Source organism: Paenarthrobacter sp. TE4293, assembly GCF_050435325.1.
GTDB lineage: Bacteria > Actinomycetota > Actinomycetes > Actinomycetales > Micrococcaceae > Arthrobacter > Arthrobacter nitroguajacolicus_C.
Genome location: NZ_JBNJRY010000004.1, coordinates 302,267 through 327,441 on the forward strand (window position 1 = coordinate 302,267; position 25,175 = coordinate 327,441).

The following is a 25,175-nucleotide window of genomic DNA, read 5'->3' on the forward strand; positions in this document are numbered from 1 at the left end:
CCTGCCCAGTGACCTCACCCTTGCGCCAGCTGGTCCAGGCCGTCGGCCACCTGGGTGAGTCTCGTCAGCACGTCCATGGCTGTTGACGGCTTGAACCCGTCAAGTCCTGTGGACGGAGTGACCCGAAGCCCTGACAGGCCCGAGGCGGGCAGACCAAGCTGCCGCCACGGCCGCGCAATGCTCTCTACGACGTCCGCAGTCCGTGGCAGTTGCGCCTGGGGATTTTCGGTGGGCAGCGCACCGGCCCAGACACGCTTCCCGCCTTCCACGGCAGCAGCCAGCTGCTCCCATTGCCGTGTGGTCAGCGCCCTCAGGGGGACAGCCACACCGTCTGCCCCGGCCGCCAGGATCCGGTCAATCGGCGCCTCGATCTCGGGGACGGAAAAAACGGTCTCGACGGCGCCCGCCGCCTTAAGTGCCTCGATCACCAGGCGCCAGGCTCCTGTGACTTCCTCCCCGGGCACGGACCGCAGGGTCCTGTATCCGCTCGCCGTCGGGATGGTCCCGGCCATCACCGAAGCGATGTCCGGTTCATCGATCTGGACCACAATGCCTGCGCCCGGAACCGCGGCCGAGACCCGGCGGACGTGCTCTGCAACACCGGCAGCCAAGGACTCCGCGATATCCCTGCGGGCGCCATAGTCCAGAAGCGCCCGCTCGCCATTATGCAGGTAAAGATTGGCAGCAAGGCTCAGGGGACCCACCAACTGGATCTTGAACTCCGTCGGCGAGACGTCCTCCGTCCCGGCGATGTCGGCCAGGATGTTGATGTCCGTTGACAGTGCAGAGCGGGCGCGCAGGGCATCTTTACCCGGCCGGTCCACCAGCCGCCAGCCGTGCGGCTGGACGTCGAGGGCCAGGTCCACCAGCAAGGAGCCCGACCGGCCAACAGCGTCCGAACCCACTCCGCGGCCCGGAAGTTCAGGCAGGAACGGAAGGTGGGGGTCACCGAGCTCGCCGCGGATGATCCGGGTTGCCTCGGCTGGATCGGTCCCAGGCCAAGGCCCCAGTGCGGTGGCGCTGGCGCGCAGGTCATTCACCGGCGCCATGTATCAGGCCTGCTGGCTTGAGATCTGGTGATCCTCGGCGATGGCCTCATGGTGGCGGATCACTTCGCTGATGATGAAATTCAGGAATTTCTCTGCGAAGGCTGGATCAAGGTGTGCATCTTCCGCGAGGCGGCGAAGACGGGCGATTTGGGCGGCTTCCCGGCCCGGGTCTCCGGCCGGAAGCTGGTGGGTGGCCTTGAGGACTCCTACCTTCTGGGTGGCTTTGAAGCGCTCCGCGAGCAGGAAGACAAGAGTGGCGTCGATGTTGTCGATGCTGGACCGGATGGACAGCAACTCATCCATGACGGCGCGGTCCACATGTCCGGCCAGGGAACTCGCTGCCGGGTTGAAGGAATCGGCGTCATCGGAAAAGGCGTTGTTCTGCTCGGTCATGCACCCAGTCTATGGTGCTGGGCGCTACCGCCGCGGGTGTTACTTCCGCCCCGGCCGGCGGCGAGTCACAGCGGCGACGGCAGTATCGCGTATGCCGTTATGGGAGCAGAATGGCAGCATCACTGGTCCGGCAAAGGAGTTTCCATGAAAATCGCGGTTTTGGGCACGGGCATGGTGGGCCACGCGCTCGCGACCACCATGGTGTCCCTGGGGCATGACGTCAGCATGGGATCCCGCGAATCGGGCAACCCCAAAGGCGTGGAATGGGCACAGCAGTCCGGACCACGGGCCCATGCCGGTTCCTTTGCCCAAGCCGCCGCGCGCTCCGAACTCATAGTGAATGCCACACCCGGCACGGTGACCCTGGCGGCCCTCGCCGAAGCCGGTGAAGCCAACCTCAACGGCAAGGTCCTCCTGGACGTCTCCAATGCCCTGGACTCCTCGGCGGGTTTTCCTCCCTCGCTGGCTGTGTGCAATACGGACAGCATCGCGGAGACCATCCAACGGGCCTACCCCGGTGTCCGGGTGGTCAAGTCCTTGAACACCGTCAGTGCCCCGGTCATGGTGGACCCCGCAAGGCTTCCCCGCCCCCATGACATGTTCATGGCAGGTAACGATGCGGGGGCGAAGTCCATCGTGTCGGCGCTGCTGCAGGAATTTGGCTGGGAAGCGGAGCATATCCGGGACCTCGGCGGCCTTGATGCCGCGCGCGGAATGGAGATGTGGCTGCCGCTGTGGCTCCGAATCTTCATGCAGCAGCCGCAAGGAAAGATGTTCAACATCAGCATTGTTTCTGAGTAGCACCGCATTCCCTGAAGCAGTAAAGGCACGCCCCTCAGGAGGGGCGTGCCTTTCGCTGACTTCCGGAGTCTCGGGTGACGGGGCTAGCCGCCCAACAGTGCGCGGTGGGCTTCCCGGCGTCGTGCCTGTTCGTCGGGGTCCGGTACCGGCAGGGACGCGATGAGCCGCTTGGTGTAGTCGTGCTGCGGCGAGCCCATCACGTGGTTGCCAATTCCCTGCTCCACCAAGCGGCCCTTGTACAGCACGCCTACCCAGTGGGACAACATGTCCACCACCGCGAGGTCGTGGCTGATGAAGAGCGCCGCGAAACCGAACTGCTCCTGGATGTCCTTGAACAGGTCCAGGACCTTCGCCTGAACCGAAACGTCAAGTGCGGATGTCGGTTCATCGGCGATCAGCAGGCGCGGGTTGAGCGCCAGCGATCTCGCCAGGGAGGCACGCTGCCGCTGCCCTCCCGACAGCTCGTGCGGATAACGCTGCGCATACGACGCCGGCAACTGGACTGACTCCAGCAATTCGCCAACTTTTTTCCTCGCCTCAGCCGCACTTGGTTTGGTGTGGATCATGAGGGGTTCGGCAACGCATTCACCAATGGTGAGATGCGGGTTGAACGAGGCGGCCGGGTCCTGGAAGACGAAGCCAATCTCCTTCCGGAGCGGGCGGAAGGAGCGTTCCTTGAAGTCCAGCATCTCGTACCCCAGCACCTTCAGGCTGCCACCCGTGGTCCGGGTCAACCCCGCAATGGCCCGGCCGATGGTGGACTTGCCTGAACCGGACTCGCCCACCAGGCCAAAGACCTCGTTCTCCGAGACCGTGAAGCTGACGTTGTCCACTGCCTTGAAGCCGTGTCGGCCAAAGCGCCCAGGGTACTCAATGGAAAGGTTCTTCGCTTCCACGAGGACCCTGCCCTCCTGGTGGAGCCGGCCACGGGCACCTTCCGACGCCGAATGGCGGCCCAGATGCGGGACAGCAGCCAGCAACTTCCTGGTGTAGTCCTCCCGCGGTTCAGCGAAGAGGACCCGGGAAGAAGCTTCCTCCACCACGTCGCCCTGGTACATGACCACCACCCGGTCCGCGAGATCGGCAACCACGCCCATGTTGTGGGTGATGAGCACAATGGACGTGCCGTAGTTGTCCCTCAGGTCCCGGAGAAGTTGCAGTATTTCCGCTTGGACTGTGACGTCCAGGGCGGTGGTGGGCTCATCCGCGACGATCAGGCCCGGGTTCAGGGCCAAGGCTGCCGCAATGACGACGCGTTGCTTCTGCCCGCCGGAGAACTGGTGGGGATAGTAGTTGACCCGTGTTTCGGGATCGGGGATTCCTACTTTGCGCAGTGCCTCGATGGCCCGTTGCTTGGCCTCCTTGGCGGAGACGCGCTTGCCGTCCGTTGCGTGTGCACGGATGCCTTCGGCGATCTGCCAGCCCACGGTGAAGACCGGATTCAACGCGGTGGAGGGTTCCTGGAACACCATGGCAACATCGCGCCCACGGATCTTGCGCAGCGTGGATTTGCTGACGCTGATCACGTTGTTGCCATTGATGACCACCGCACCTGAACTGATGGCCGTTTCCGGAAGCAGGCCCAGGATGGTCTTTGCGGTGACGGTCTTGCCGGACCCGGACTCCCCCACGATCGCAACCACCTCGCCGGCCTTCACCTCGAGGCTGACATCCTTGACGGCGTGAACATCCCCGCCATCGGTAGCGAAGGTGACTTGGAGCCGGTCGATGGTGAGTACGGGCTCAATGCCGTCGGACCGGTCTGAAACATGTCCAAGGTTGGTGGTCATGGCTTACCTGCCTCTGCCGGCGTCGACGCCGCTGTTGGTGCCTCGGGGGTTGCCGGTGTTGTGGGTACGGCCGGTGTTCCGCCAGCGCGTTTCCGTCCACGGATCCGGGGATCGTTGAGGTCGTTGATGCTTTCGCCCACCAACGTCAGCCCCAGGACGGTGAGTACGATCGCGATGCCCGGGAACACTCCGGTCCACCAGATACCGGATGAAGTGTCTGCCAGTGCCTTGTTGAGGTCGAAACCCCACTCCGCAGCGGAGGTGGGTTCAATACCAAAGCCCAGGAAGCCCAGGCCGGCGAGCGTCAGGATGGCCTCGGACGCGTTCAGGGTGAACATCAGCGGCAGGGTCCGCGTGGCGTTCTTGAAAATGTGGCGCCCGATGATGCGCATGCTCGACGCCCCCAGTACCTTCGCCGATTCAACGAAGGGCTCAGCCTTGAGGCGAATGGTTTCTGCGCGGATCACACGGAAGTACTGCGGGACGAAGACCACGGTGATGGAGAAGGCACACGAGAAGATGCCGCCCCAGAAACTGGATTGGCCCCGGCTGATCACGATCGAGATGACAATGGCCAGCAGCAGGGTGGGAAACGCATAGATGGCGTCAGCCACCACTACCAGGATCCGGTCCAGCCAGCCGCCGAAGTAGCCGCTGAGCAGGCCAAGGGCCACGCCGAGGAAGAGCGACATCGCCACGGAGACAATGATGACCGTTACGGCCGTCTGGGAGCCCCAGATGACCCTTGACAAGACGTCATAGCCGCCGACGGTGGTACCCAGCAGATGATCGCCGCTGGGGGGCTCCTGTGTTGGGAACGAGCCCGAGGCGTCGCTGAGCTGGGAGTAGCCGTAGGGAGCAAGAAGTGGCGCAAAGATGCTGGTGAGGATGAACAGCCCACTCAGGACTACGCCGACGATGAGCATGCCGCGTTGGAGGCCAACGCTCTTCCTGAGGTGTGAAACAACGGGCAGCCGGGAGAACAAAGGCTGCTTGGGTGCGGTCAGTGCAGGGGTGCTCATGGTCAGTACCTCACTCGGGGGTCGATGAGCGCGGCGATGATGTCCACGATGAAGTTGGTGACGGCAACGATAATTGCCAGCAACACGACAATTCCTTGGACGGCCACAAAGTCACGGGCGTTCAGGTACTGCACCAGCTGGTACCCCAGGCCCTTCCACTCGAAGGTGGTTTCCGTCAGGATGGCACCGCCGAGCATGAGGGCAATCTGCAATCCCATGACGGTGATGATGGGGATCAGCGCCGGCTTGTAGGCGTGTTTGGTCACGAGCCGGAATTCGCTGACGCCCCTGGACCGTCCTGCCTCGATGTAGTCCTTCCCCAGCGTGCCGATGACGTTGGTACGCACCAGGCGCAGGAAGACGCCGGCAGTCAGCAGCCCAAGGGCAATAGCCGGGAGGACGGCGTGGGATGCGATGTCTCCCAGGGCCGTGAAGTTGCCGCTGCGGATGGCGTCCAGCCAGTAGATCCCGGATGGTGCGGCAAGACCGCTCATGGTCAGTTCGGTCCGGGTGGAGGCCCGGCCTGCTACCGGGAACCATCCGAGCCAGACGGAGAAGGTCAGTTTCAGGAGCAGCCCCGAGAAGAAGACGGGAGTGGCATAGCAAAGGATCGCGAAGAACCTCAGCAGGGCATCAGGGGTCTTGTCCCGGTGTTGGGCGGCGATGAGGCCGAACGGGATTCCGACCAGGAGCGCCACGATCAGGGCGTTGATGGAAAGCTCGAGGGTAGCTGCACCAAAGGTGGTCAGCACCTCCACTACGGGCCGCCTGTCGGTGATGGTGGTGCCGAAGTTACCGGTGATCAGCTGACCGAGGTATTCGAAATACTGGACCAGGACGGGCCGGTCGTAACCGGCGTCGTGGATGCGCTGCGCCAGGACATCCGGGGGCAGCCGGCCACCTTGGGACGCCGTGATGGGATCTCCGATGACCCTCATCAGGAAGAACACCAGTGTTACCAGGATGAAGACGGTGGGAATGATCAGGAAGAACCTGATCACGATGTATTTGCCCAGCCCTCCCCCGGCACTGGACTTGCTCTTGGGAGCAACGAGCCCGGGCTCCGCCTCGGGTACCTCTATAAGTGTTGTCATTATTACCTGTATTTCCTGCCCGTGGATTTCGCGGGATTGACTCATGCGTGCCGGCCAAGATGGTGGTCAGCAAAGGAGGCGGGACACCGGATCAGTGTCCCGCCTGCCTTCTGGTCACAGTGGTGCGGTTACTTGGAAATTACTCCGAGACGGAACTTGAAGGACGGGTCCAGTGTCTTGTCCACACCGTTCACGCCGCTTCCGACCACCGCCACCTGCGCACCCTGAAGCAGGGGCAGAGTGGAGATGTCCTTGGCGAGTGCGGTCTGGACTTCCTTGATGTCCGCTTCACGCTTGGTCTTGTCCGCTTCGGTGAGCTGCTTGCCGATGAGGTCGTTGACCGTGGCGTTGTTGTAGTGGTTCTTCAGGAAGCCGCCCTCGGGGAAGAACGGGGTGAGGTAGTTGTCGGCATCGCTGAAGTCAGGGAACCAACCAAACTGGAACAGCGGGTATTCATCAGCACGGCTGGCCTTGCTGTAGGTGACCCATTCGGTGGACTGCAGGTTCACCGTGAAGAGGCCCGACTTCTCCAGCTGCTCCTTGACCATGGCGTACTCGTCTCCGGAGGATCCGCCGTAGTGGTCAGGGTTGTACTGCAGGTTCAGCGCCACGGGTTCGGTAATTCCGGCATCCGTCAGGACCTTCTTGGCCTTGTCCAGGCTCGGCTTTCCGGCGTCTCCATAGGCGTCCTTGAACGACTCGTTGGCACCGAGGAATCCGCTCGGGACGTTGGAATACAACGGCAGGTAGGTGCCCTTGTAGACCTGGTCCGCAATGGCCTGGCGGTCAACGAGGTTGGCCACGGCCTGGCGTACCGCGAGCGCCTTGGCCGGGTCTGCTCCGGCAGCCTTGGTTCCGTACGGCATGGTGTCGAAGTTGAACGTGATGTAACGGATCTCGCCGCCGGGACCGGTGAGGACCTTGACCTTGGAATCCTTGCGGAGATCGTCGATATCCGTAGCGCTCAAGCTGCGGAAGGCGACGTCGATGGCTCCCTGTTGGATTTCCAGCTTCAGGTTGGTGGGGCTTGCGTAGTACTTGATGGTGGCTGCGTCGTTTGCGGGCTTGCCCAGGACGCCTTGGTAGTCGGCGAAGGCCTTGAAACTGACAAGCTCGTTCTTCTTGTAGCTGTCAATGGTGTACTGGCCGTAGAACGCGTTGGCCTTGATGATCTCGTCGTCCGAAAGGATCTTGTCTGCCGGGAAGACTTCGTCGTCGACGATCGGCGCGGCCGGGCTGCTGAGGATCTGGCCGAATGTTTGGTCGTTGGCGTTCTTGAGCTTGAACACCACAGTGGTAGCGTCGGGCGCTGTCACGCTGTCGATGTTGGTCAGCAGGGATGCCGGACCAGCGGGGTCATTGATGGCCACCTGCCGGTCAAACGAGAACTTGACGTCCTTGGAATCCAAGGTGTGGCCGTTGGCCCACTTCAGCCCCGACTTGAGCTTGACCGTGTATTCGGACGGCGAGGTGAACGACGACGACTCCGCGAGGTCGGGCACGGGCTCCGCGCCACCGGGCTTGGAGTTCAGGAGGAAGGAATAGATCTGGTTCATCACCATGAATGAGCCATTGTCATAGGACCCTGCCGGGTCCAGTGACGTGACCTTGTCTGTGGTGCCGTAGGCGATGGGGCCTGCGGCAGCCGGGGCGGAAGACGAGCCGCCGCCGGAGGGTCCCGTGCATGCCGTCAGGGCGAGCGCGGAGATGCCCGCCAGCGCGATAGCGCCGTGCAGGGCCTTCTTGTTCAGTGCCATCTGGTGAACCTTCTGTTCGATGGATTCGGCGCGCCGCCGTGGGATATTTGTGACGGCGCGCACTCTTAGTGCCTCGATTCAACCAGACTTCGAAGAGTGCGAACCCTCAAATTAGTGATTTGAGACACAAAATTTACTTTCCAGTAGCTTCCTTCCCGCCTTCGCGGGCCATTGCCGCCGGGGATGAGCCGGAATATCGTTGGTTCCGGGTCTCCACTCACGGACCGCCCCACTGAACGACGGCCCAAAGGACACGCACATGAGCAAGGCGGCACTCTGCGTAGGGATCAACAAGTTCAAGTTCCTCCCCCCATCCAGTTGGCTCAACGGCTGCGTCAACGATGCCGAGGACCTCGCCGGAATGCTGGAAAAACACTATGGCTTCGACAGCTCCACCATCACGGTGCTGCGTGACGCCAAAGCGGTGAAGAAAACGGTCATGGCCGAGCTCAGCAAGTTGGTGGACGCTGCGGTGGCAGGTACGGCCGACCACATCGTCTTTACCTTCTCCAGCCATGGGACCCAGGTCCCGGACACCAGCGGCGATGAGGGCGACCGCCTGGATGAGGCCTTTGCCTGCTACGACATCAACAACTCAGGAGATGCCTGGGATACGGCCACGGTGATCACCGACGACGAACTCGCCGCACTGTTTGCCCGGCTGCCCCAAGGCGTCCTCATGGACGTGGTACTGGACACCTGCCATAGCGGGACCGGGCTGAAGTCCTTGGACCTCCTGCCCGGCCGCCGCCCCCGCTTCCTGCCGGCACCCACACCCCGGGCTGTCATCGCCAATGAATCCAAGGACACCCGCAGCCTGCGGGATATCGTCAAAACGGCGAAGCTGTCAACGCCTGTGCTCATGGCCGCCTGCCGTGCGGACCAGACCGCCGCGGATGCCTTCATTGAAGGCAGGTACAACGGCGCATTTACCTACAACTTCGTCAGGTCTCTCCGAGGCGACAGCACAGCGGGGCGGGCGGACATTCTGAAGCAGGTCAGTCAGGGACTTAAGGCCGGCGGATTCGATCAGGTCGCCCAGTTGGAAGCGTCGACGGCGGCACGCAAGGCCGCGTGGGGCGCCTGACCTGCCGTACATGGCCCCGGCCCGCTGACCCGGGCTGCCCGGGATGCGGCCATCCAGCGGCTAGTGCCCGGTGCCGTGGAATTTGTCGCGCACACCCGATGAGGCAGCCTCTTCGGCATCATGGTGTTCGTCCGAACCAAACAACTGCCCTTGCCGTTCCCTGTCCATCACTGGCTTGAGGGCTGCATACACCAGCCGGCCACCGGCATCGAAGCGCAACAGCCCTCCACCACGGATGTCGACGAAGTCCCTCCGTGTTTTCAAGCCAAGGCGAACATATGCCTCCCTTCGGCTCATGCGGACCGTTTGGATGAAGGAAGCGCCGATCTCGGAAATGATGAAGCCATCCGGAGAGACCCGCTCGGAAGTACGGACACGGGTGGAACTCAGGGGTGTCCGCCGCTCAAGCCGCGCAGCTTCCAGGAGCCGCGGGTTCTCCCAAACGAAACGCTGGACCTCCTGCGGGTCCGAGCCCAGGGCCGAAAGCCGGATGGGATAGCGGAGTCCTTGATAGTTGTCCACGCCGCTGATGTTGTTCATGGAGACACGACGGATCCCGATGGCGGAGAACTCAGTCTGGAGTGCCTCGCGGTATCCGTGGTTGTCTTCGGGCACCATATCCATGTCGGCGGCCATGATGCCGCGCAGGAGGTCCCGCCACGAGACATCAACCGGAGGCATGTAGGAGAGCCCACGGATCACCATCCGCAGAACCCGCATAGCCACGATCGACCCCGATTCGGCCTTTTGCTGCAGGCTCTGGCTGTCCCCGAACCGGGCGTTCCGCTGCGACCACAACCGTTGGACGGCGCGAAGGACAGCTCCCACCACCACGGCACCGCGGGCATGGGGCTCCGGCAGCCACTGCCACCCGTCCGGCACGGCACCGACGAAGGGCTCGCGCAGTGGACCGCGGGCGAAAAGGTCGCGGGCAAAGTCGAAAAGGGAGCGCATCAGGACGGCGTCATCCACTACCTGCCCGGCTTCGAATCCGCCGGCGGCAGCGTCAAGTTGCCGGGCCACCACTTCGCGGGAGGAAAATACGGAAAGGATAGCCACGATGTCTGCCAGGGCCTCATGCATGGCCAACTGCTCCATGGTGGCCATCTGATCCGCCCAGGCCGGCCGGAACCCGTCCAAAACTGCGTGGGTCACTTCGTGCGCAACGATGTCCCGATACAGGGCGGTGGGGACTTTATAGCCCATCCGGTCCACCGAACCGAACCGGATGATGTTGGTTCCCCGCTCATATCCAGTGTCGGTGGCGGTGATCAGGTCCCGCGCCTTGAGAACCACGCGCCCCTCTGGATTCCATGGCATGCGCCTGCCGAGCGTTGTTTCAAAGATGTCCAGCGTGCTCATCGCCACGCCATAGACGTGCTGGGCCAGGAAACGGGTGTCATCCAGAAGTTCCCGCAGGCCGGCGGGAGGTGGCTCCGAGACCAGTTGCCAAGGATCCCCCGGCGCCGTCAGGGTCACCGGAGATACCGTGGTGCCGCGCCATTTCCGGATGTGGATTGCGTAGCGGTGGCCGGTCGGCCCACGCCTGAGGCGTTCAACGGGGATACGGACCTGTGCTGTCAGCGGAGGTGATCCCGGGGCACCAATGGGCCCCTCGGCCAGAACGGTCACGGAGACCATCTGCCCGGCCTTGATGTCCCCCGGGCTCTTTTTTGGAAATGCCACAGTCATCGCCGTCCCGAATGCGGACCCCAAACACCGCAGCGGAAGCGCTGCTTAGCCCAGTATGGAGGCGGTGCTTTCCGGAGGCAATGGCTCCTAGAGGGCTACTCTCTGCAGGGAACGTGCGGCGTCGATGGTTGCCTGGCCCAGCACCCGGCTGCCTTGGTAGAGCACCACGGTCTGCCCCGGAGCCACCCCGCGAAGCGGATCGCCCAGGGTGACAACAAGCTCAGCCCTCTGAACGCCCGATTCGTCGTCGATGATGTCGACATGTGCTCGCGCCGGAACAGGATCTCCGTGCGCCCGAACCTGGGCATGGCATTCAAACTCCGCGCCGGTAGCAACTTCGGAGATCGGCAAGCCGGCCCACGACACCTTGATGCCCCGGATCTCGTCGATGGCCAGCAAGGCCTCCGGGCCCACAACCACTTTGTTTTCCTTTGGACGGATTTCCAGGACGAAGCGTGGCTTTCCGTCCGCCGCGGGGGTTCCCAGTTTCAAACCGCGACGCTGTCCCACCGTGAACGCGTTGGCTCCGGGGTGTTCGCCGACTTTGGCGCCGGTCTCGTCCACAATGTCGCCGGTGGTCATCTCGATCTTTTCGGCGAGCCAACCACGGGTGTCACCGTCGGAAATGAAGCAAATGTCGTGGCTGTCGGGCTTGTTGGCCACAGACAGCCCCCGGCGCTCAGCTTCGGCACGAACTTCTGCCTTGGACGGTGTGTCCGCCAAAGGGAACATGGAGTGCTTGAGCTGCTCATGGGTCAGGACGCCGAGGACGTAACTCTGGTCCTTGGCCCAATCCGCAGCGCGGTGGAGTTCACGGTTGCCGTCTGCATCTTCAATGACCTTGGCATAGTGCCCGGTGCACACGGCGTCGAAGCCCAGGGCAATGGCCTTCTCCAGCAAGGCGGCAAACTTGATCCGCTCGTTGCAGCGCATGCAGGGATTCGGGGTACGGCCTGCAGCGTATTCATCGATGAAGTCCTGGACCACGTCTTCTTTGAAGCGCTCCGAGAAGTCCCACACGTAGTAAGGAATTCCCAGGACATCGCAGGCCCGCCATGCATCGCGCGAGTCCTCGATGGTGCAGCAGCCCCGGCTTCCGGTGCGCAGGGTGCCGGGCATACGCGACAACGCAAGGTGGACTCCGACGACGTCGTGTCCTGCCTCGACGGCGCGGGCGGCGGCCACGGCGGAGTCAACTCCGCCGCTCATTGCTGCAAGTACTCGCATGCTGGCTTTCTGTGTTGGGGTCTGGTGCACCGTTCCGGCCCTAGGGTCCACGGCGTGCCCGTCTATTCTAGCGTGCGGTGCCATTCCTGTGCTAAATGCCTTGACCCTGCCTGCCGGCGCTTCTAAAGTCAAAATAACTGGTTTTAGAATCGAGCTGACATGGCACAGGAACACATGGTCATCACCGGCGGAGGACTTGCCGGTGCCACCGCAGCCAAAACCTTGAGGGCCGAAGGCTATGCAGGACCCATCACCCTCTTGGGCGCCGAGAACCGGATTCCCTACATCCGCCCTCCCCTCTCCAAGGAATTCCTCCTGGGGAAGGTCGGCGAGGAAGCCGTAGAGGTGGCTCCCGCAAGCTGGTACGCAGAGAACGACGTCGAATTCCTCCCTGAGACCCCAGTGACCGGAATCGACCCGCAGGGCCATTCAGTCACGCTGGCCAACGCCCGGAACCTCACGTATTCCGCGTTGCTCCTGGCAACCGGTGCACAACCGCGAACCGTCCCGATCCCCGGCATCGACCTCGACGGTGTCATGACCTTCAGGACCTTCGGCGACAGCCTGCGGCTCCGCGCCCACATCAAGGACGGCGGTCGCAACGTGGTCATGATCGGGTCAGGGTGGATCGGCATGGAACTGGCAGCGGCCGCACGCGCCTATGGCAACGAGGTCACGCTCCTGGGGCTGGAAGACATTCCCTTGAGTGCTGCCCTTGGTCCCGAGCTGGGCACATATTTCCAACATCTCCACAGTGCCCACGGAGTCAACTTCAGGCTTCCGGCAAGCGCCTCCCGGATCGAGGGCAAAAACGGCGGTGTCACGGCGGTCCACACGAACACCGGCGAAACGCTGCAGGCCGACGTCGTCGTCGTTGCCGTGGGCGTCCTCCCGGACACGTCACTGGCCGAGCGGGCAGGCCTTGCCCTCCGCAATGGCATTCTGGTGGATGCCGGACTCCACACCAGCGCACCGGATGTCTTTGCAGCAGGCGACGCCGCCAACGCCTTCCACCCCTTCATCGGCGAACACCAGCGCAGCGAACACTGGGCCAACGCGCTCAACGGCGGGAAAATAGCCGCTCAGTCCATGCTCGGCCAGGATGCCGTCCTGGATGCGGTGCCGTACTTCTACACGGACCAATTCGACCTCAGCATGGAGTACTCGGGCTTTCCATCCCTGGCCACCGGAAGGGTACCGGTCATCCGCGGCTCGCTGGATGACGGAAGCTTCCTTGCTTTCTGGTTGAGGGACGACCGGTTGGTGGCCGGGATGAGCGTGAATCAGCGTCGCGTGCAGAAGTCCATCAAGGCCTTGATCTCAGGTCGCGTCCGCGTCGATGCCGGGAGCCTGACGGATCCCGGCATGCCCTTGGAGGAACTGCTGCCACACTAGGAAACCCGTTGCGGGCGCACCTTACAAGGATGTCGCAGAGCCCTGCCTGGCCACTGTTGCCGCCGTTTGGATGCTGGACTCGTGGCCGGCCATGCCAGCCTGCCGGGCCCTCGAGCAAGCCTCGGGAAGCGCCTTCAAAAGGGCATCCACATCCGCGTCCGTGGAGCTGTGTCCCAAGGTAAACCGTTGCGCACCGCGGGCCGTGTCCTCCTCCAGGCCCATGGCCAGCAGGACGTGCGAAGGGCGCGGGACGCCGGCCGTGCAAGCAGAACCTGTGGACGACTCAACACCAGCGAGGTCGAGGAGGAACAACAACGAATCGCCTTCACACCCAGGGAAAGTGAAATGCGCGTTTCCCGGCAGCCGGCCGTCACCGGGGGCACCCCGGAGCACTGCGTCGGGCACTGCAGCGCGGACCCCCTCGATCAGACGGTCACGCAGAGCGCTGAGCCGCGCCCGCTCCTCCGCCGCGTGGGCAGTGACTGCCTCAGCCGCGGCGGCGAAAGCGGCAATCGCCGGCGTGTCCAGTGTTCCCGAGCGTACGTCGCGTTCCTGGCCGCCTCCGTGCTGGACCGGTGTGAGCTTCACGGACCGTCCAAGGAACAGCGCGCCAACCCCCACCGGACCACCAAGTTTATGCCCGGACACCGACATCGCGGCGAGGCCGGACCCCCGGAAATCCACCGGGACCGAACCAAAAGCCTGGACAGCGTCTGAATGGACGGGTATTCCATGGGGTCGTGCCAATTCCACGATGTCGGCCACCGGCTGGATGGTGCCCACTTCATTGTTGGCCCACATGACAGTAATCAGTGCAACGGACGAGGGGTCCCTGTCGATCTCCTCCTTGAGGATCTCAAGGAGCACGGTGCCGTCCCCGTCCACCGGAAGCCACACGACGTCCGCGCCTTCGTGCCGCTCCAGCCACTCCACGGTGTCCAGGACCGCGTGATGTTCGACGGCGGAGCACAGGATCCGCGTCCGGCGCGGGTCCTCATCATGGCGGGCCCAGAAAAGGCCCTTGACGGCCAGGTTGTCAGCTTCGGTCCCACCGGAGGTGAAAATGACCTCCGAAGGGTGCGCCCCGGCTGCGGACGCCAACGTTTCTCGGGCATCCTCAACCGCCCTCCGGGCACGACGTCCTGCTCCGTGCAGCGACGACGGATTGCCGGTTCGAGCCAACTCCCGCGTCATGACGGCAAGCGCTTCGGCCGACAGGGGCGTGGTGGCAGCGTGATCGAGGTATACAGGCACCTTGCCATTCTACCGACGGTCGGCGACGGACCCAGGGGCGTCTCCCACTGCTGCGATACGTGCGCAACAGTGGCCCGGACCGGGGTCGGACTGCACTACCCGGGAATCGAGTCCGGAGGCCTCCGCGGCTTCGGCAAGGAACGCGCCATTCATCGGGCAGATGACCCGGGGGTAGTCCTGCGACAACCGATGGAACGGACAATTCAGCAAACGGTATCCCCCGGAGTCATCGGATACCGGCTCGTATCCCAGGTCGGCCAAGGCCTTCACAAAGTCTCCGGGACGTCCCGACTGGCGCCCCTTCGTCCCAGCGACCTCCAGCAGCGCCTGCGTCACTGGGACATCTCCCGCCGAGGCCAGTAAAACCGCCGCGGCCAGGAGATCGCCTGCCAGATCGTACTGGCGCGACGGGACGGATACCCCGACCTCATCCAGCACCGGCGCGTAGAGCTTGGCGGGCCGACCGGAACCTGGCCCCGCCTTGTCCGCTGCCTTCCGGAACTCCGGCCGCAGGAGGCCATCGCGCACCAACCTGTCCAAATGAAAGGATGCCGTGCTGCGGGGTATGGCCATTGCATTCGCGGCTTCGTCACGGCCTACCGAATGACCTGCCTGCTGGACGTACGTGTATAAAGACCTGCGGCAGGCGTCGTTCAGCGAGGCGATGGCCGAAAGCCGTTGAAGCCAGGTGAGGCCTGACACGCTCATGGTGCAAGGGTAACTCTAAGAACAAGACGTACTGCTAAATCGCGTGGGACCCGCGGGCTCTTCAACGCACGGACTATCCCGGTGGATCCACCACCAGCTGGGCCACAGCCTCGGCGCGGGCTTTGGCCAAGGTGCCGTCGTCCGGGCACGCCACGGAGATATAGACCGAGGACGCCGGAACGCTGAACAACCGGGCCATCACCACAGCCGGCTTGCCGCCAGAGGCGTTCGAGGATTCCACAGCGAGAAACTCCACGTTGTGATGGGGTTTGTCCGAGTCCTGTCCCCACCGCAGCGAAACAGGCTTCACATTCTCCAGCGCTATGCCTGGGTCAAGATACCGGAAGAGTTCTTTGGTGGAGGCCGCATCGTCCCCAGGGACCACCAAGGGTCCTTGGTTGACGCTGACCCGGGCCGCCAGCGTACAGCCGTCGCTCTTCTTGTACCGCACCTCGCCCTGGAGGCCGGAGTGCACCACGGTCCAGCCCGGAACTTCCTCCAGCCGTAGTGAGACCGTCACCGGATCACCCGGAGCCAAGGTGTTTCCTGCCGCCAAGGGCAAGTCCTTCGCCGCCACGGCTGCAGCGTCATGCCCTGGCGTAATAGTGGGCGTCGCCAACGTCGACTCCGACGGCGACGGTTGAGGCGCCGCTGGGTCAGGGACGTTGACAGTGCAGGCAGCCAGCACGACGCCAACGGTTCCCAAGGCAGCAATCCCCGCCACCCGACGTCGAACGTTTTGCGCCACCATCGCTCCTTAATTACCGTGCTGCAATCTCCGTGCTGCGTCCAAGGACACTGCAGTGCCACCTGCCGGGACCGAGTCTAGTCGTCGGATCCGCCTAAGCGAGGACGCGCAATCCACCCGGAACAATGCCCACCTCCACCGGCAGCCGGGCGATGCGCTCGCCGTCGGCATAGGCCACGACCCCCGGCGCCTCCAGCCGAACCTTCCGGACACGCCGGATCTCCACGGCGGGGTGGCTGGTGTGCTTGCCGGCAAAGACCCTCGGAAAGACCGCCAGGAAGCGGAGCCGGGATAAGGGTTTGACCACCAAGAGATCCAGCAAGCCGTCATCGGGCGAAGCATCCGGCGTGATCCGCATGCCGCCACCGATGAACTGCCCGTTCGCCACCGACATCAGCAAGGCAGGCTGGCTCCAGGTCACGTCGTCGGCCGTCACCGTGTAGTTGATCGGCCGGAAGGAGCCGAGTTCCTTGAGCATCGCCAGGTTGTAGCGGCTCTTACCGCGGGGCCAACGCCAGGAATTGGCGCGTTCATTGACTGCGGCATCGAAACCTGCTGACAGAACACCGGCAAAGCGGGTGGTCCGGCCTTCCGCTGTTACCTTGCCCGCATCGATCGTCCGGCCGCCTGACACCATGGCGGCCAGGATCCTGCGGCAGGCAGCCGCTGTGTCGTGGCGTGGCAAATCCAGCAGTCGGGCTACATCGTTTCCCGTTCCGCTGGGGACAATTCCCAAAGGGATTTCCAGTCCTGCGAGCGCGTTGACCCCCAAATGGACCATGCCGTCACCTCCCACCACCACCAGTGCGTCCACTGTTGGGTCGGCCAAGGCTTGGTCCACCAACCGCCGTAAGGCGTCGTAAGCATCCGCTTCAAGAACGAGGACGTCGCGTCCGGCGGCGCGGAACTGCGCTGCGGCGTGGTCCCCGGCGTTGCGGGTCCGGCCAAAGGACGCCGCAGGGTTGATGGCCAAGGCGATCTTCCCCGGCATGGTGGGCGGGTTTACGGCTGCCGGTGGAGTCACAGCCTGAATTATGCCAGCCGGGAACCACCCGCACCGATGCCAACGTTCACATAGTGGGTGGATAAACTTGCCACTACCGCGCCTCCGCTGGAGCGCACCGATCTTTAGAGAAGGGCCCGTGCTTGGCCGAGGGCAGCAGTTCGCACTATCAGGTTCTCCGTGTTTCCGTGACAGCTACGGACAAAGAGATCAAGGTCGCCTACCGCAAGGCTGCCCGCAAGGCCCACCCCGATCACGGCGGCGAAGCAGAAATGTTCCGGCGCGTGACTCTCGCGTACGAAACCCTGATCGACCCGCAGCGAAGGGCTGAGTACGACCGCAAGTACGCCAGTGGAGCCTCCAGCCGGAGCCAGCCGGGGCCCGGCGACTACACCGGCACGGCAACACCCGGGCCGTCCGCTACGAGCAACATCAGGCGGCGGCCACAGACCCAGCGCAACACCGCAGGCGATCCCCCGGTTTACGTGCCGGCCTTTGACGACCCCCTCGAAGTACCGCTCATTTCCGCAGGGGAAGCAGCGCAGCAGGTCCACGGACTGCCACGCAAGAGAGGCATCTTCGGTGCCGAAGCGCGGATCCAACGGGAAATGCGCACAGTGCAGCTCATCAGCCGGCAGGTCCTGACCTCCATTCCTGCTGCCCGGCTCATCAACGGTCTCCGCTCGCCGTCGGACAACAACCACATCGACCACGCTGTCTTGTCCGGTTACCGGTTGGCCTTGGTGGGCTCCATGCTGCTTCCCAAGGGCGCCTACGCCTGGGATGGCCACTCGCTGCGGCACGGTGGCCGGTCCGTTGCTCCCCCGCAACTGGCCCACATCGTCCGCCATATGCAGGACATCTTTCCGGAGCTCAACGTCACCGGCTGGGTGGTCCTGCACAGTCCCGATGGCAACCTCCACGAACCGGTCATTGACCAGTACGGCAAGGGACAGTCCAGCCACAATGCCGTGGAGGTGGTCAACGGCGCCGGGCTGGCAAGGGGGCTCAAGCAGTTCCTCAGTTCCGGGCCGGCGCCCAACACTGTGGTGGTGCCGGTGCTGGCGCGCCTGCTGCGCGGGATGCATTAGGAAACCCCGCGCCACCAGCGGCGGGATGGGGCTGACCTAAGATAGGACAGTGTTCCGCATCCTCTTCCACACCCCAGAAATCCCGGGCAACACGGGCAATGCCATCCGCCTCGCCGCCATTACGGGAGCCGAGCTCCATTTGGTGGAGCCCCTCGGCTTCGACTTTTCCGATGCCAAACTCCGCCGAGCCGGCCTTGATTACCATGATCTTGCGGTGGTCACCGTTCATCCGGACATCGACGCCGCGTGGGCGGCCCTCCAGCCGGAGCGCGTTTTCGCCTACACGTCCGACGGCGAGACGTCCTATACGGACATCAGCTACCAAGAGGGCGATGTGCTGATGTTCGGGCCGGAGTCGGTTGGCCTGCCGGACTGGCTGAAGCAGGACCCGCACGTCACAGCGCGGGTCCGCCTTCCCATGAGGCCGTCACTGCGCTCACTGAACCTGGCCAATGCAGCCTCGATCGCCGTCTTTGAGGCCTGGCGGCAGAACGGGTTTGCCGGCGCCAAGGTCTAGCCCATCCAACGGCCACGCAGCGACGAATACCTTATGCAGGGACAAGTCCTGCCGTGGACATTCGTTGAGGGAGCTTACGTGAGCGCGCTGCAGACCAGGGTGACAACGGTAAACCGCTGCGCCGCCGCACGCGCAACACCATCCGGTCGTGCTGCCGGTTTCAAACGGGACGACATATGCTGGACAGTGATGGACATCCCCAACACCCCCGGCCCCCCGGTCTTCGAGGCCACAGGCACTGCGACAGATCTGAATTCGCAGTTGACTGCCCTGCTCGAACTCGTGGCCGCCGGCGACCAGCAGGCTTTTGCCGAGTTTTATCGCCTGACCTCCCGGCGCGTCTTCGGCATGGCCAAGCGCGTCCTGATTGACCCTGACCTCAGTGAAGACGCCACACAGGAAGTCTTCATCCAGGTCTGGCAAGGGGCAGCCAAGTTCGATCGCACCGCCGGAACCCCGCTTGCATGGCTGATGACGATTGCCCATCGCAGGGCCATTGACCGCGTTCGCACCGTGCAGGCCGCTACTGATCGTGAAGCCAAATACGGGGCAGCAAGCCAGGACCCGGACCGCGACCTCGTGGCGGAGGAAGCCGACACCAACCTCGAAGCCGAAGCAGTCAGTCGTTGCCTCGGCACGCTCACCGATACACAGCGCGAATCAGTCCGCCTCGCATACTACGGCGGCCTGACGTACCGGGAGGTCGCCGAGCATCTGGGCGCCGCCGTTCCCACCATCAAGTCCCGCATCCGCGATGGACTGCTGCGCCTGAAGACCTGCCTGGGGGTGGGTTGATATGAGTGAAAACACCAGTGGAGGCTTTATCCGCAGAATGTTTGCCAACGACATCGCAACCGACCTCGCCGAGGGCCGCGTCCTTGAGCTGGCCGAAATCTATGCCTTGGACGCCGTGAGCGACGACGAGCGTGCCTTGATCGACCAGTACATCGAGGACGCTCCGGAACGTTCCGAGTTCCTCGAACGGGTTCGCGAAGCCCGCGAAACACTGGCAGTCAGCTTTGCACCCGAAGAAGCGCCGCCGGCAGGCCTCTTTGACAGCATCATGGAGCGCATCGCCAACGACGCTGCCGTGAATCCCAGCGCAGAGCCGGAGGGCCCAGGACCCGCAAGCCCCGTGGTGGATGAACTTGCCGCTGCGAGGACCAAGCGCGATGAGCGGACCCGGGCAGGTGGCGCACGTCGGTGGATCATCGGTGCAGCCGCCGCCGCCGTGATCGCCCTCGGAGGTATCGGCGTGGGCGCCTATGTCTCGGCACAAAATGACCCCGTCAACCAGGTGCTGCAGGCGCAGGACGTCCAGCAGAAGTCCGCACCCGTTCCCGGCGGCGGTACTGCCACCATCTCCGCGTCATCAGCCAAGGACTCGTTTGTGGTTCTGATGGATGGTGTGGCCCCGGCACCGGACGGCAAGGTCTACCAGCTCTGGACCCTCCCCAAGGACGGTTCCGCCCCCGTACCGCAAGGCACCATGGACGCCCAGACGCTGTCCAAGCCCGCCGTTGTGAAGGGCTTGGCCTCTGCCTCGTCGGTTGCCATCACGGTGGAACCCGCGGGCGGGTCCAGCGCCCCGACCACCGCACCGGTCCTGGTGGTCGCACTCAGCGCCTGACGCTTCAAGGGTTAACGCCCGACGGCGGCCGTCCCACCCAAGGGGACGGCCGCCGTCGGGCATTAACCGGGCTTTGAATAGCTACAAAACCAGCGACAGAAGCATGACGAAGCCGAATCCGACCACGGAGATCAGGGTCTCCATTACGGACCAGGTCTTGAATGTCTGTCCGACCGTGAGGCCGAAGAGTTCCTTGACCAGCCAGAATCCGGCGTCGTTGACGTGCGACAGGAACAGGGACCCCGCACCGATGGCCAAAGCCAGCAGCGCCGCATGCGTCGGGCTCAGGCTGCTGGCAAGCGGTGCCACGATCCCGGCCGCAGTCACGGTAGCGACAGTCGCAGAGCCCGTGGCAAGGCGCAGCGCTACGGCCACGATGAACCCCAGCACCAGGACCGACATATTGGCGCCCTCGGCCCACTTCTTGACGGCGTCACCAACGCCCGCACCAATCAGCGTCTGCTTGAACCCGCCACCGGCACCCACAATGAGGAGGATGGCCGCAATCGGTCCAAGGCTTTCGCCCACCTTGGCCGTGATTCGGCTGCCGGTGAAGCCCACGGCGTACCCGAACGTGACAATGGCCAGGAGCACGGCCAGTGTCATGGCCACCAAGGGCTGGCCTACGAAGTCGAAGAAGATCCGGATCGCGGGGGCGGTGTCTGCATTGGGCCAGATGATGCCGCCCAGCGCCTTCAGCAGCATGAGGACCACGGGGAAGATGATGGTCAGCAGTGTTACCAGGAACGACGGCTGGCGCTTGACTTCGCTCATGTCGGCCCCATGCAGGGTATCGATGCCACCTGCTACGGCGGGCGCATCAACAGGCACCCACCGGGCAGCAAGCCTGGAGAAGAGGGGGCCACAGATGATGACCGTAGGAATCGCCACCAGGATGCCCAGTCCCAACGTCGTCCCCAGTTCGGCCTTGACCGCACTGATGGCAATGAGTGGTCCCGGGTGCGGCGGAACAAGTCCGTGAAGCACTGACAGGCCTGCCAATGCCGGGATCGCGATGCGCATCAGCTTCATCTTGGACCGCTGGGTCACCAGGACGATCACTGGAAGCAACAGCACGAGCCCGATTTCGAAGAACATCGGCAAGCCGATGATGACAGCGACGAGCGTGATCATCCAGACCAGCTTGTTGCCGCTGGCTTTGGCCAACAAGGTGTCCACCACACGGTTTGCGCCTCCGGAATCGGCCAGGAGCTTGCCGAGCATGGCTCCGAGCGCAATCAGCAACCCGACTTCCTTGAGGACACCGCCCACGCCGTCTTCGAAGTTGGTGATGACTTTGCCCAGTTCCACGCCGGAGGCCAGGCCGACGAAGGCCGACCCGAGGACCAAGGCCAGGAACGGGTGGAGCTTCAACTTCGCGATAAGCACCACGATCAGCGCAATACCCAAGGCGGCCACTACAAGGAGTTGGGTGTCGTGGCCGGTCCACTCCTGCACCTGCGTTGCGGTTTCCAGGACGCTCACGAGGCGGTCGCTTCGGCACCGGCGCCTGCAGGCCGGAGTCCGAGCCGCTCGATGACTTCGTCGGCCTCCTCGGCCGGCGATGCGGAAACGCACAAGGAGATGTGGTCCTCGTCTTCCGTGGGCTCTTCCAGGGCGTCGAACTGGGACTCCAGGAGGGACGGCGGCATGAAGTGGCCGTGCCTGGAAGCGAGGCGATCGGAGATCTTGTCCTTGCTCCCCTGCAGGAAGACAAACACCACGCCTTCTCCGCGGAGAACATCCCGATACTTCTTTTTCAACGCCGAACACGTGATGATTGCCGGTTTCCCTGCTTCCACGTGCTCACGGATCCACTCCGAAATAATGCCCAGCCAGGGCCAGCGGTCCTCATCACTGAGTGCCTGCCCCGAGTGCATTTTCGCCACGTTCGCTTCAGGATGGAGGTCGTCGCCCTCGGCAAGATCCCATCCCAGCTTTCCGGCCAGAACGCCGGCTACCGTCGATTTGCCCGAACCGGAGACTCCCATAATCACCAGTACCGGTTGCTGCGCAGTCTTCGCCATCAAAGTCTGCCTTCCTCGAATAAATATGATTTAACCGAGATCAAGCATATGACACGGGTTACATCACGGCAACGTCAGAAGCCTGCGATGGTGCTCGATCCATTGACCGAGACCACGTGGAAGCCCTCTGCACTTGTCCCGGCCGGGAGTCCTGCACGCTCGCCGTTGGCCATCATTAAGCCACGGACAACGCGCTCCATACCTTCAATATCCGGGTGCTGGCTGGCGTGGACCCGGATGGCTTCCACCTTGGCGTCGACGTGCGAGGACACATCCACAAAGTGGTTCTCCCGGGACTCAGGGCTCGAAATAAACCACAACCATGGCAGTTTGTAGGCCTTCAGACCAGCTTCGGCCAGTTCCGGATAGGCAAAAGGATTCTCCACCGCAGGATAGACGGCCCGTGTTACGGCTTCGCCGGCCGCGAGGTGGTCCGGGTGGCTTTTTTGCAGCCGGTCCCAGTTCCTTTCCGGGTGCATGGTCAGCACGATGTCCGGACGGATTTCCCGGATCAATTTCACAACCTGCTTGATGACGCCGTGTGTCGGTTCAAGGTAGCCATCAAGCTCGTGCAGATAGTGAATATCCGTGACACCCACCACGGCGGCTGCCCGCTTCTGCTCCTCCGCGCGGAGTTCGATGATCCTTTCCCTGTCCGCCGGATCAAAGCCGCCGGCATCGCCGTCGGTCATGATGCAATAGCTGACCTGGACGCCGGCCGCCGTCCAGGCCGCAATGGTCCCGGCGGCGCCGAAGTCGATGTCGTCAGGATGGGCAGTAAAACAAAGCACCCGCTCGACGCGCTCCGTGGAGGCGTCGAACGGGCTCTTTGCTGACGAAACGCCAGTAGACAAAGGGATCAGCCTTTCCGCTTCTTGATCTCAGCAGTGGCCTGCGGAAGAACCTTGAAGAGGTCACCGATGATGCCGTAGTCGGCAATTTCGAACACCGGCGATTCTGCGTCCTTGTTGATGGCCACAATAACCTTGGACGTCTGCATTCCAGCCTTCTGCTGGATGGCTCCTGAGATGCCTGCCGAAATGTACAACTGCGGGGAAACCGTGACGCCGGTCTGGCCCACCTGTGCGTCGTGGGCAATCCAGCCAGCGTCGGTGGCCGCGCGGGACGCGCCCACCGCCGCGCCCAAGGCGTCCGCGAGCTCCTCAACCGGGCCGAAGTCACCGTCAACGCCGCGGCCGCCGGCCACGACGATCCGCGCTTCACTGAGCTCCGGCCGGCCGCTGACGGGCTTCTCGGACCGCGCTGCGATGCGAGCAGAGTTCGCAAGCGCGTCTGCCGGAACCTCAACGGTGGCCCTGGCGGGAGCCGCTTCGGCACCAGCAGGGACGGGTTCGACGTTGTTGGCCTTGACCGAAAGAACCGTCACAGGGGTGGTCGCCTTGGCCGTCGTGGTGTACGAGCCCGCGAGGACCGATTTATGCGCGGTGCCGTCAGCTTCCACGCCCACGACGTCGGTGATGACGCCGGCGTTGAGCTTGATGCCGAGCCGGCCCGCGATTTCCTTGCCCTCCGGCGAGTTGTCCAAAAGGACTGCAGTTGCGCCCGAGACTGCTGCGGCAGCGGCGAGATAGGCCGCTTTAGGGCCCACCAGGTAGTTGTCAAGGTCGTCCGCCGACGGCTGGTAGACGGTAGTGGCGCCGTAGGCACCCAAGGTGGCGGCGACGTCGTCGTGCAGCTCCCCGGCGAACGCGACGGCGGTCTCCCCCAGTGAGCGGGCGATGGTCAGGAGCTCCAGGCTGCTCTTCTTGAGAGCCGCTCCCGGGTTGTCAATGAAAACAAGTGCATTTGCCATGGTTGGAGTCCCCTTAGAGCAGCTTCTGTGCGGCGAGGAAGTCGACCAGCTTGATGCCGGCGTCGCCGTCGTCGGTGATGATGGTCCCTGCCGTCCGCGGCGGGCGGGCCTCAGCAGACTCCACCACCGTCCAGGAGCCGGCCAAACCAACCTGGGAGGCGTCCACCCCGATGTCGGACAACGACAGGGAGGCGATCTTTTTCTTCTTGGCCGCCAGGATGCCCTTGAAGTTGGGGTAGCGCGGCTCGTTGATCTGGTCCGTGACCGAGACAACTGCCGGGAGCTGGGCTTGCACCGTTTCGGAGAAGTTGCCAGCATCACGGCGGGCAGTAACCTGGTTGCCCGCAACCTCAAGGGTGGACGCGAAGGTGACCTGCGGGAACTGCAGGCGTTCGGCCAGCTGGGCCGGAATCAGCGAAGTCTCGCCATCGGTGGAAGCCATGCCGGTCAGGACCAGGTCCACCGGGCGGCCGTCCGCCGAAAGATGGCGTATGGCGGCAGCAAGGGCCAGCGAGGTTGCAGCGGCATCGGACCCGGCCAAAGCGTCATCGCTGAGGTGGACGCCCGAATACGCGCCGATCTGGAGCGACTTCTTCACCGCGTTCACGGCGCCGGCCGGACCCATGCTCAAGGCGATAACCTCGTTGCCGGCCTTCGGTCCGCCGCGTTCCTCGGCCAGCTGCAAGGCTGCCTCCAGTGCGTACTCATCCAGCTCGGACAAGATGCTCTCATCACGGTCGGTTGTGTTGTCAGGTCCGGTGATATGCCGGTCGAACTGGGCGTCCGGGACGTGCTTGACCAGAACGACAATCTTCAATGTCTCTTCCACTGTCTTCGAAGCAGCCTTCCATGCTTGTGGACGGCCAACCGCAACAGCGTGGCCGTGAGTTGCCCAGCGCGTGGGCTCGTCCTAGCTAAGCATATTGCCCGCAGAAAACCACTCCCAGCGTTAAGTCCTGTTTCAGATGCCCTGGCCGCTGTTGTCGTTGGAGTCCCGGGCACAACACAACGGCGGGCGACACCGCTGAGGTGCCGTCCGCCGTCGTGCATTGTTCGCGCCGCTTACGGCTGTTCGCG

At 63.5% G+C, this 25,175-nt stretch carries 24 protein-coding genes; 7 read left to right on the top strand and 17 right to left on the bottom strand.

Annotated elements, in window-relative coordinates:
* Positions 1-14: 14 nt before the first annotated feature.
* Positions 15-1,049, bottom strand: coding sequence for a hypothetical protein (locus QF015_RS10240; RefSeq protein ID WP_310209089.1), 1,035 nt, complete (start codon positions 1,047-1,049; stop codon positions 15-17).
* Between the two features lie 3 nt (positions 1,050-1,052).
* Positions 1,053-1,442 (bottom strand): chorismate mutase, encoded by a 390-nt coding sequence (locus tag QF015_RS10245; protein ID WP_429388760.1) that lies wholly within the window; start codon positions 1,440-1,442, stop codon positions 1,053-1,055.
* Positions 1,443-1,586: 144 nt separating this feature from the next.
* On the opposite strand from QF015_RS10245, the gene QF015_RS10250 reads away from it, so the two are divergent.
* Positions 1,587-2,243 carry an NADPH-dependent F420 reductase gene (locus QF015_RS10250; protein WP_310209092.1) on the top strand — a complete coding sequence of 219 codons (657 nt, stop codon included), beginning with the start codon at positions 1,587-1,589 and terminating at the stop codon, positions 2,241-2,243.
* 83 nt (positions 2,244-2,326) lie between these two features.
* On the opposite strand, the gene QF015_RS10255 is transcribed toward QF015_RS10250, so the two are convergent.
* From QF015_RS10255 to QF015_RS10270, 4 genes are all read right to left on the bottom strand, one after another.
* Positions 2,327-4,033 (bottom strand): ABC transporter ATP-binding protein, encoded by a 1,707-nt coding sequence (locus QF015_RS10255; RefSeq protein WP_310209094.1) that lies wholly within the window; start codon positions 4,031-4,033, stop codon positions 2,327-2,329.
* Positions 4,030-5,055: an ABC transporter permease gene (locus tag QF015_RS10260; RefSeq protein ID WP_310209096.1), complete on the bottom strand. Its 1,026-nt coding sequence runs from the start codon at positions 5,053-5,055 to the stop codon at positions 4,030-4,032. The genes QF015_RS10255 and QF015_RS10260 overlap by 4 nt, the downstream gene beginning before the upstream one ends.
* Positions 5,056-5,057: 2 nt before the next feature.
* The gene (locus QF015_RS10265) at positions 5,058-6,149 is read right to left on the bottom strand and encodes an ABC transporter permease (RefSeq protein ID WP_310209098.1); all 1,092 of its coding nucleotides are present in this window, start codon (positions 6,147-6,149) and stop codon (positions 5,058-5,060) included.
* A 128-nt stretch (positions 6,150-6,277) separates the two neighbouring features.
* Positions 6,278-7,906 (bottom strand): ABC transporter substrate-binding protein, encoded by a 1,629-nt coding sequence (locus QF015_RS10270; protein ID WP_310209100.1) that lies wholly within the window; start codon positions 7,904-7,906, stop codon positions 6,278-6,280.
* A gap of 259 nt (positions 7,907-8,165) precedes the next feature.
* On the opposite strand from QF015_RS10270, the gene QF015_RS10275 reads away from it, so the two are divergent.
* Positions 8,166-8,993: a caspase family protein gene (locus QF015_RS10275; RefSeq protein ID WP_429388764.1), complete on the top strand. Its 828-nt coding sequence runs from the start codon at positions 8,166-8,168 to the stop codon at positions 8,991-8,993.
* A gap of 60 nt (positions 8,994-9,053) precedes the next feature.
* Here the strand turns inward: QF015_RS10275 and QF015_RS10280 are convergent, their stop codons facing one another.
* The gene (locus QF015_RS10280; RefSeq protein ID WP_429388766.1) at positions 9,054-10,679 is read right to left on the bottom strand and encodes a hypothetical protein; all 1,626 of its coding nucleotides are present in this window, start codon (positions 10,677-10,679) and stop codon (positions 9,054-9,056) included.
* A 93-nt stretch (positions 10,680-10,772) separates the two neighbouring features.
* Positions 10,773-11,912 (bottom strand): tRNA 2-thiouridine(34) synthase MnmA, encoded by a 1,140-nt coding sequence (gene mnmA / locus QF015_RS10285; protein WP_429388768.1) that lies wholly within the window; start codon positions 11,910-11,912, stop codon positions 10,773-10,775.
* A 159-nt stretch (positions 11,913-12,071) separates the two neighbouring features.
* Here mnmA and QF015_RS10290 point away from each other — a divergent pair, with 159 nt between their 5' ends.
* The gene (locus QF015_RS10290; protein ID WP_310209108.1) at positions 12,072-13,307 is read left to right on the top strand and encodes an NAD(P)/FAD-dependent oxidoreductase; all 1,236 of its coding nucleotides are present in this window, start codon (positions 12,072-12,074) and stop codon (positions 13,305-13,307) included.
* Between the two features lie 21 nt (positions 13,308-13,328).
* Here the strand turns inward: QF015_RS10290 and QF015_RS10295 are convergent, their stop codons facing one another.
* The 4 genes from QF015_RS10295 to QF015_RS10310 all read right to left on the bottom strand — a co-directional run bounded on the left by QF015_RS10295 (position 13,329) and on the right by QF015_RS10310 (position 17,008).
* Positions 13,329-14,561, bottom strand: a complete 1,233-nt coding sequence (locus QF015_RS10295) for a cysteine desulfurase family protein (protein WP_429388770.1) — start codon at positions 14,559-14,561, stop codon at positions 13,329-13,331.
* A gap of 9 nt (positions 14,562-14,570) precedes the next feature.
* The gene (locus QF015_RS10300; RefSeq protein ID WP_310209111.1) at positions 14,571-15,269 is read right to left on the bottom strand and encodes a helix-turn-helix transcriptional regulator; all 699 of its coding nucleotides are present in this window, start codon (positions 15,267-15,269) and stop codon (positions 14,571-14,573) included.
* 73 nt (positions 15,270-15,342) lie between these two features.
* Complete coding sequence (locus tag QF015_RS10305) at positions 15,343-16,020, bottom strand: hypothetical protein (protein ID WP_429388772.1); 678 nt, start codon at positions 16,018-16,020, stop codon at positions 15,343-15,345.
* Positions 16,021-16,111: 91 nt separating this feature from the next.
* Entirely contained in the window at positions 16,112-17,008 is an 897-nt protein-coding gene (locus QF015_RS10310) for a diacylglycerol/lipid kinase family protein (RefSeq protein WP_429388997.1), read from the bottom strand.
* A gap of 155 nt (positions 17,009-17,163) precedes the next feature.
* Here QF015_RS10310 and QF015_RS10315 point away from each other — a divergent pair, with 155 nt between their 5' ends.
* From QF015_RS10315 to QF015_RS10330, 4 genes are all read left to right on the top strand, one after another.
* Positions 17,164-18,111: a J domain-containing protein gene (locus QF015_RS10315; protein WP_429388774.1), complete on the top strand. Its 948-nt coding sequence runs from the start codon at positions 17,164-17,166 to the stop codon at positions 18,109-18,111.
* 49 nt (positions 18,112-18,160) lie between these two features.
* Positions 18,161-18,628, top strand: a complete 468-nt coding sequence (locus QF015_RS10320) for a tRNA (cytidine(34)-2'-O)-methyltransferase (RefSeq protein ID WP_310209119.1) — start codon at positions 18,161-18,163, stop codon at positions 18,626-18,628.
* Between the two features lie 189 nt (positions 18,629-18,817).
* Positions 18,818-19,423 (top strand): ECF RNA polymerase sigma factor SigK, encoded by a 606-nt coding sequence (gene sigK, locus QF015_RS10325; RefSeq protein WP_397337367.1) that lies wholly within the window; start codon positions 18,818-18,820, stop codon positions 19,421-19,423.
* Between the two features lies 1 nt (position 19,424).
* A complete protein-coding gene (locus tag QF015_RS10330) occupies positions 19,425-20,258 on the top strand; it encodes an anti-sigma factor (RefSeq protein ID WP_310209123.1) in 834 nt (277 codons plus the stop codon).
* Positions 20,259-20,339: 81 nt separating this feature from the next.
* On the opposite strand, the gene QF015_RS10335 is transcribed toward QF015_RS10330, so the two are convergent.
* From QF015_RS10335 to QF015_RS10355, 5 genes are all read right to left on the bottom strand, one after another.
* A complete protein-coding gene (locus QF015_RS10335; RefSeq protein WP_429388776.1) occupies positions 20,340-21,743 on the bottom strand; it encodes a gluconate:H+ symporter in 1,404 nt (467 codons plus the stop codon).
* On the bottom strand, positions 21,740-22,285 hold the full coding sequence (locus tag QF015_RS10340) for a gluconokinase (RefSeq protein ID WP_310209127.1): 546 nt from the start codon (positions 22,283-22,285) through the stop codon (positions 21,740-21,742). The genes QF015_RS10335 and QF015_RS10340 overlap by 4 nt, the downstream gene beginning before the upstream one ends.
* A 74-nt stretch (positions 22,286-22,359) precedes the next feature.
* Positions 22,360-23,139, bottom strand: coding sequence for a PIG-L deacetylase family protein (locus QF015_RS10345; RefSeq protein ID WP_429388778.1), 780 nt, complete (start codon positions 23,137-23,139; stop codon positions 22,360-22,362).
* 5 nt (positions 23,140-23,144) lie between these two features.
* Positions 23,145-24,098 carry an electron transfer flavoprotein subunit alpha/FixB family protein gene (locus QF015_RS10350; protein ID WP_310209131.1) on the bottom strand — a complete coding sequence of 318 codons (954 nt, stop codon included), beginning with the start codon at positions 24,096-24,098 and terminating at the stop codon, positions 23,145-23,147.
* Between the two features lie 13 nt (positions 24,099-24,111).
* A complete protein-coding gene (locus QF015_RS10355) occupies positions 24,112-24,915 on the bottom strand; it encodes an electron transfer flavoprotein subunit beta/FixA family protein (RefSeq protein WP_429388780.1) in 804 nt (267 codons plus the stop codon).
* Positions 24,916-25,175: the final 260 nt, after the last annotated feature.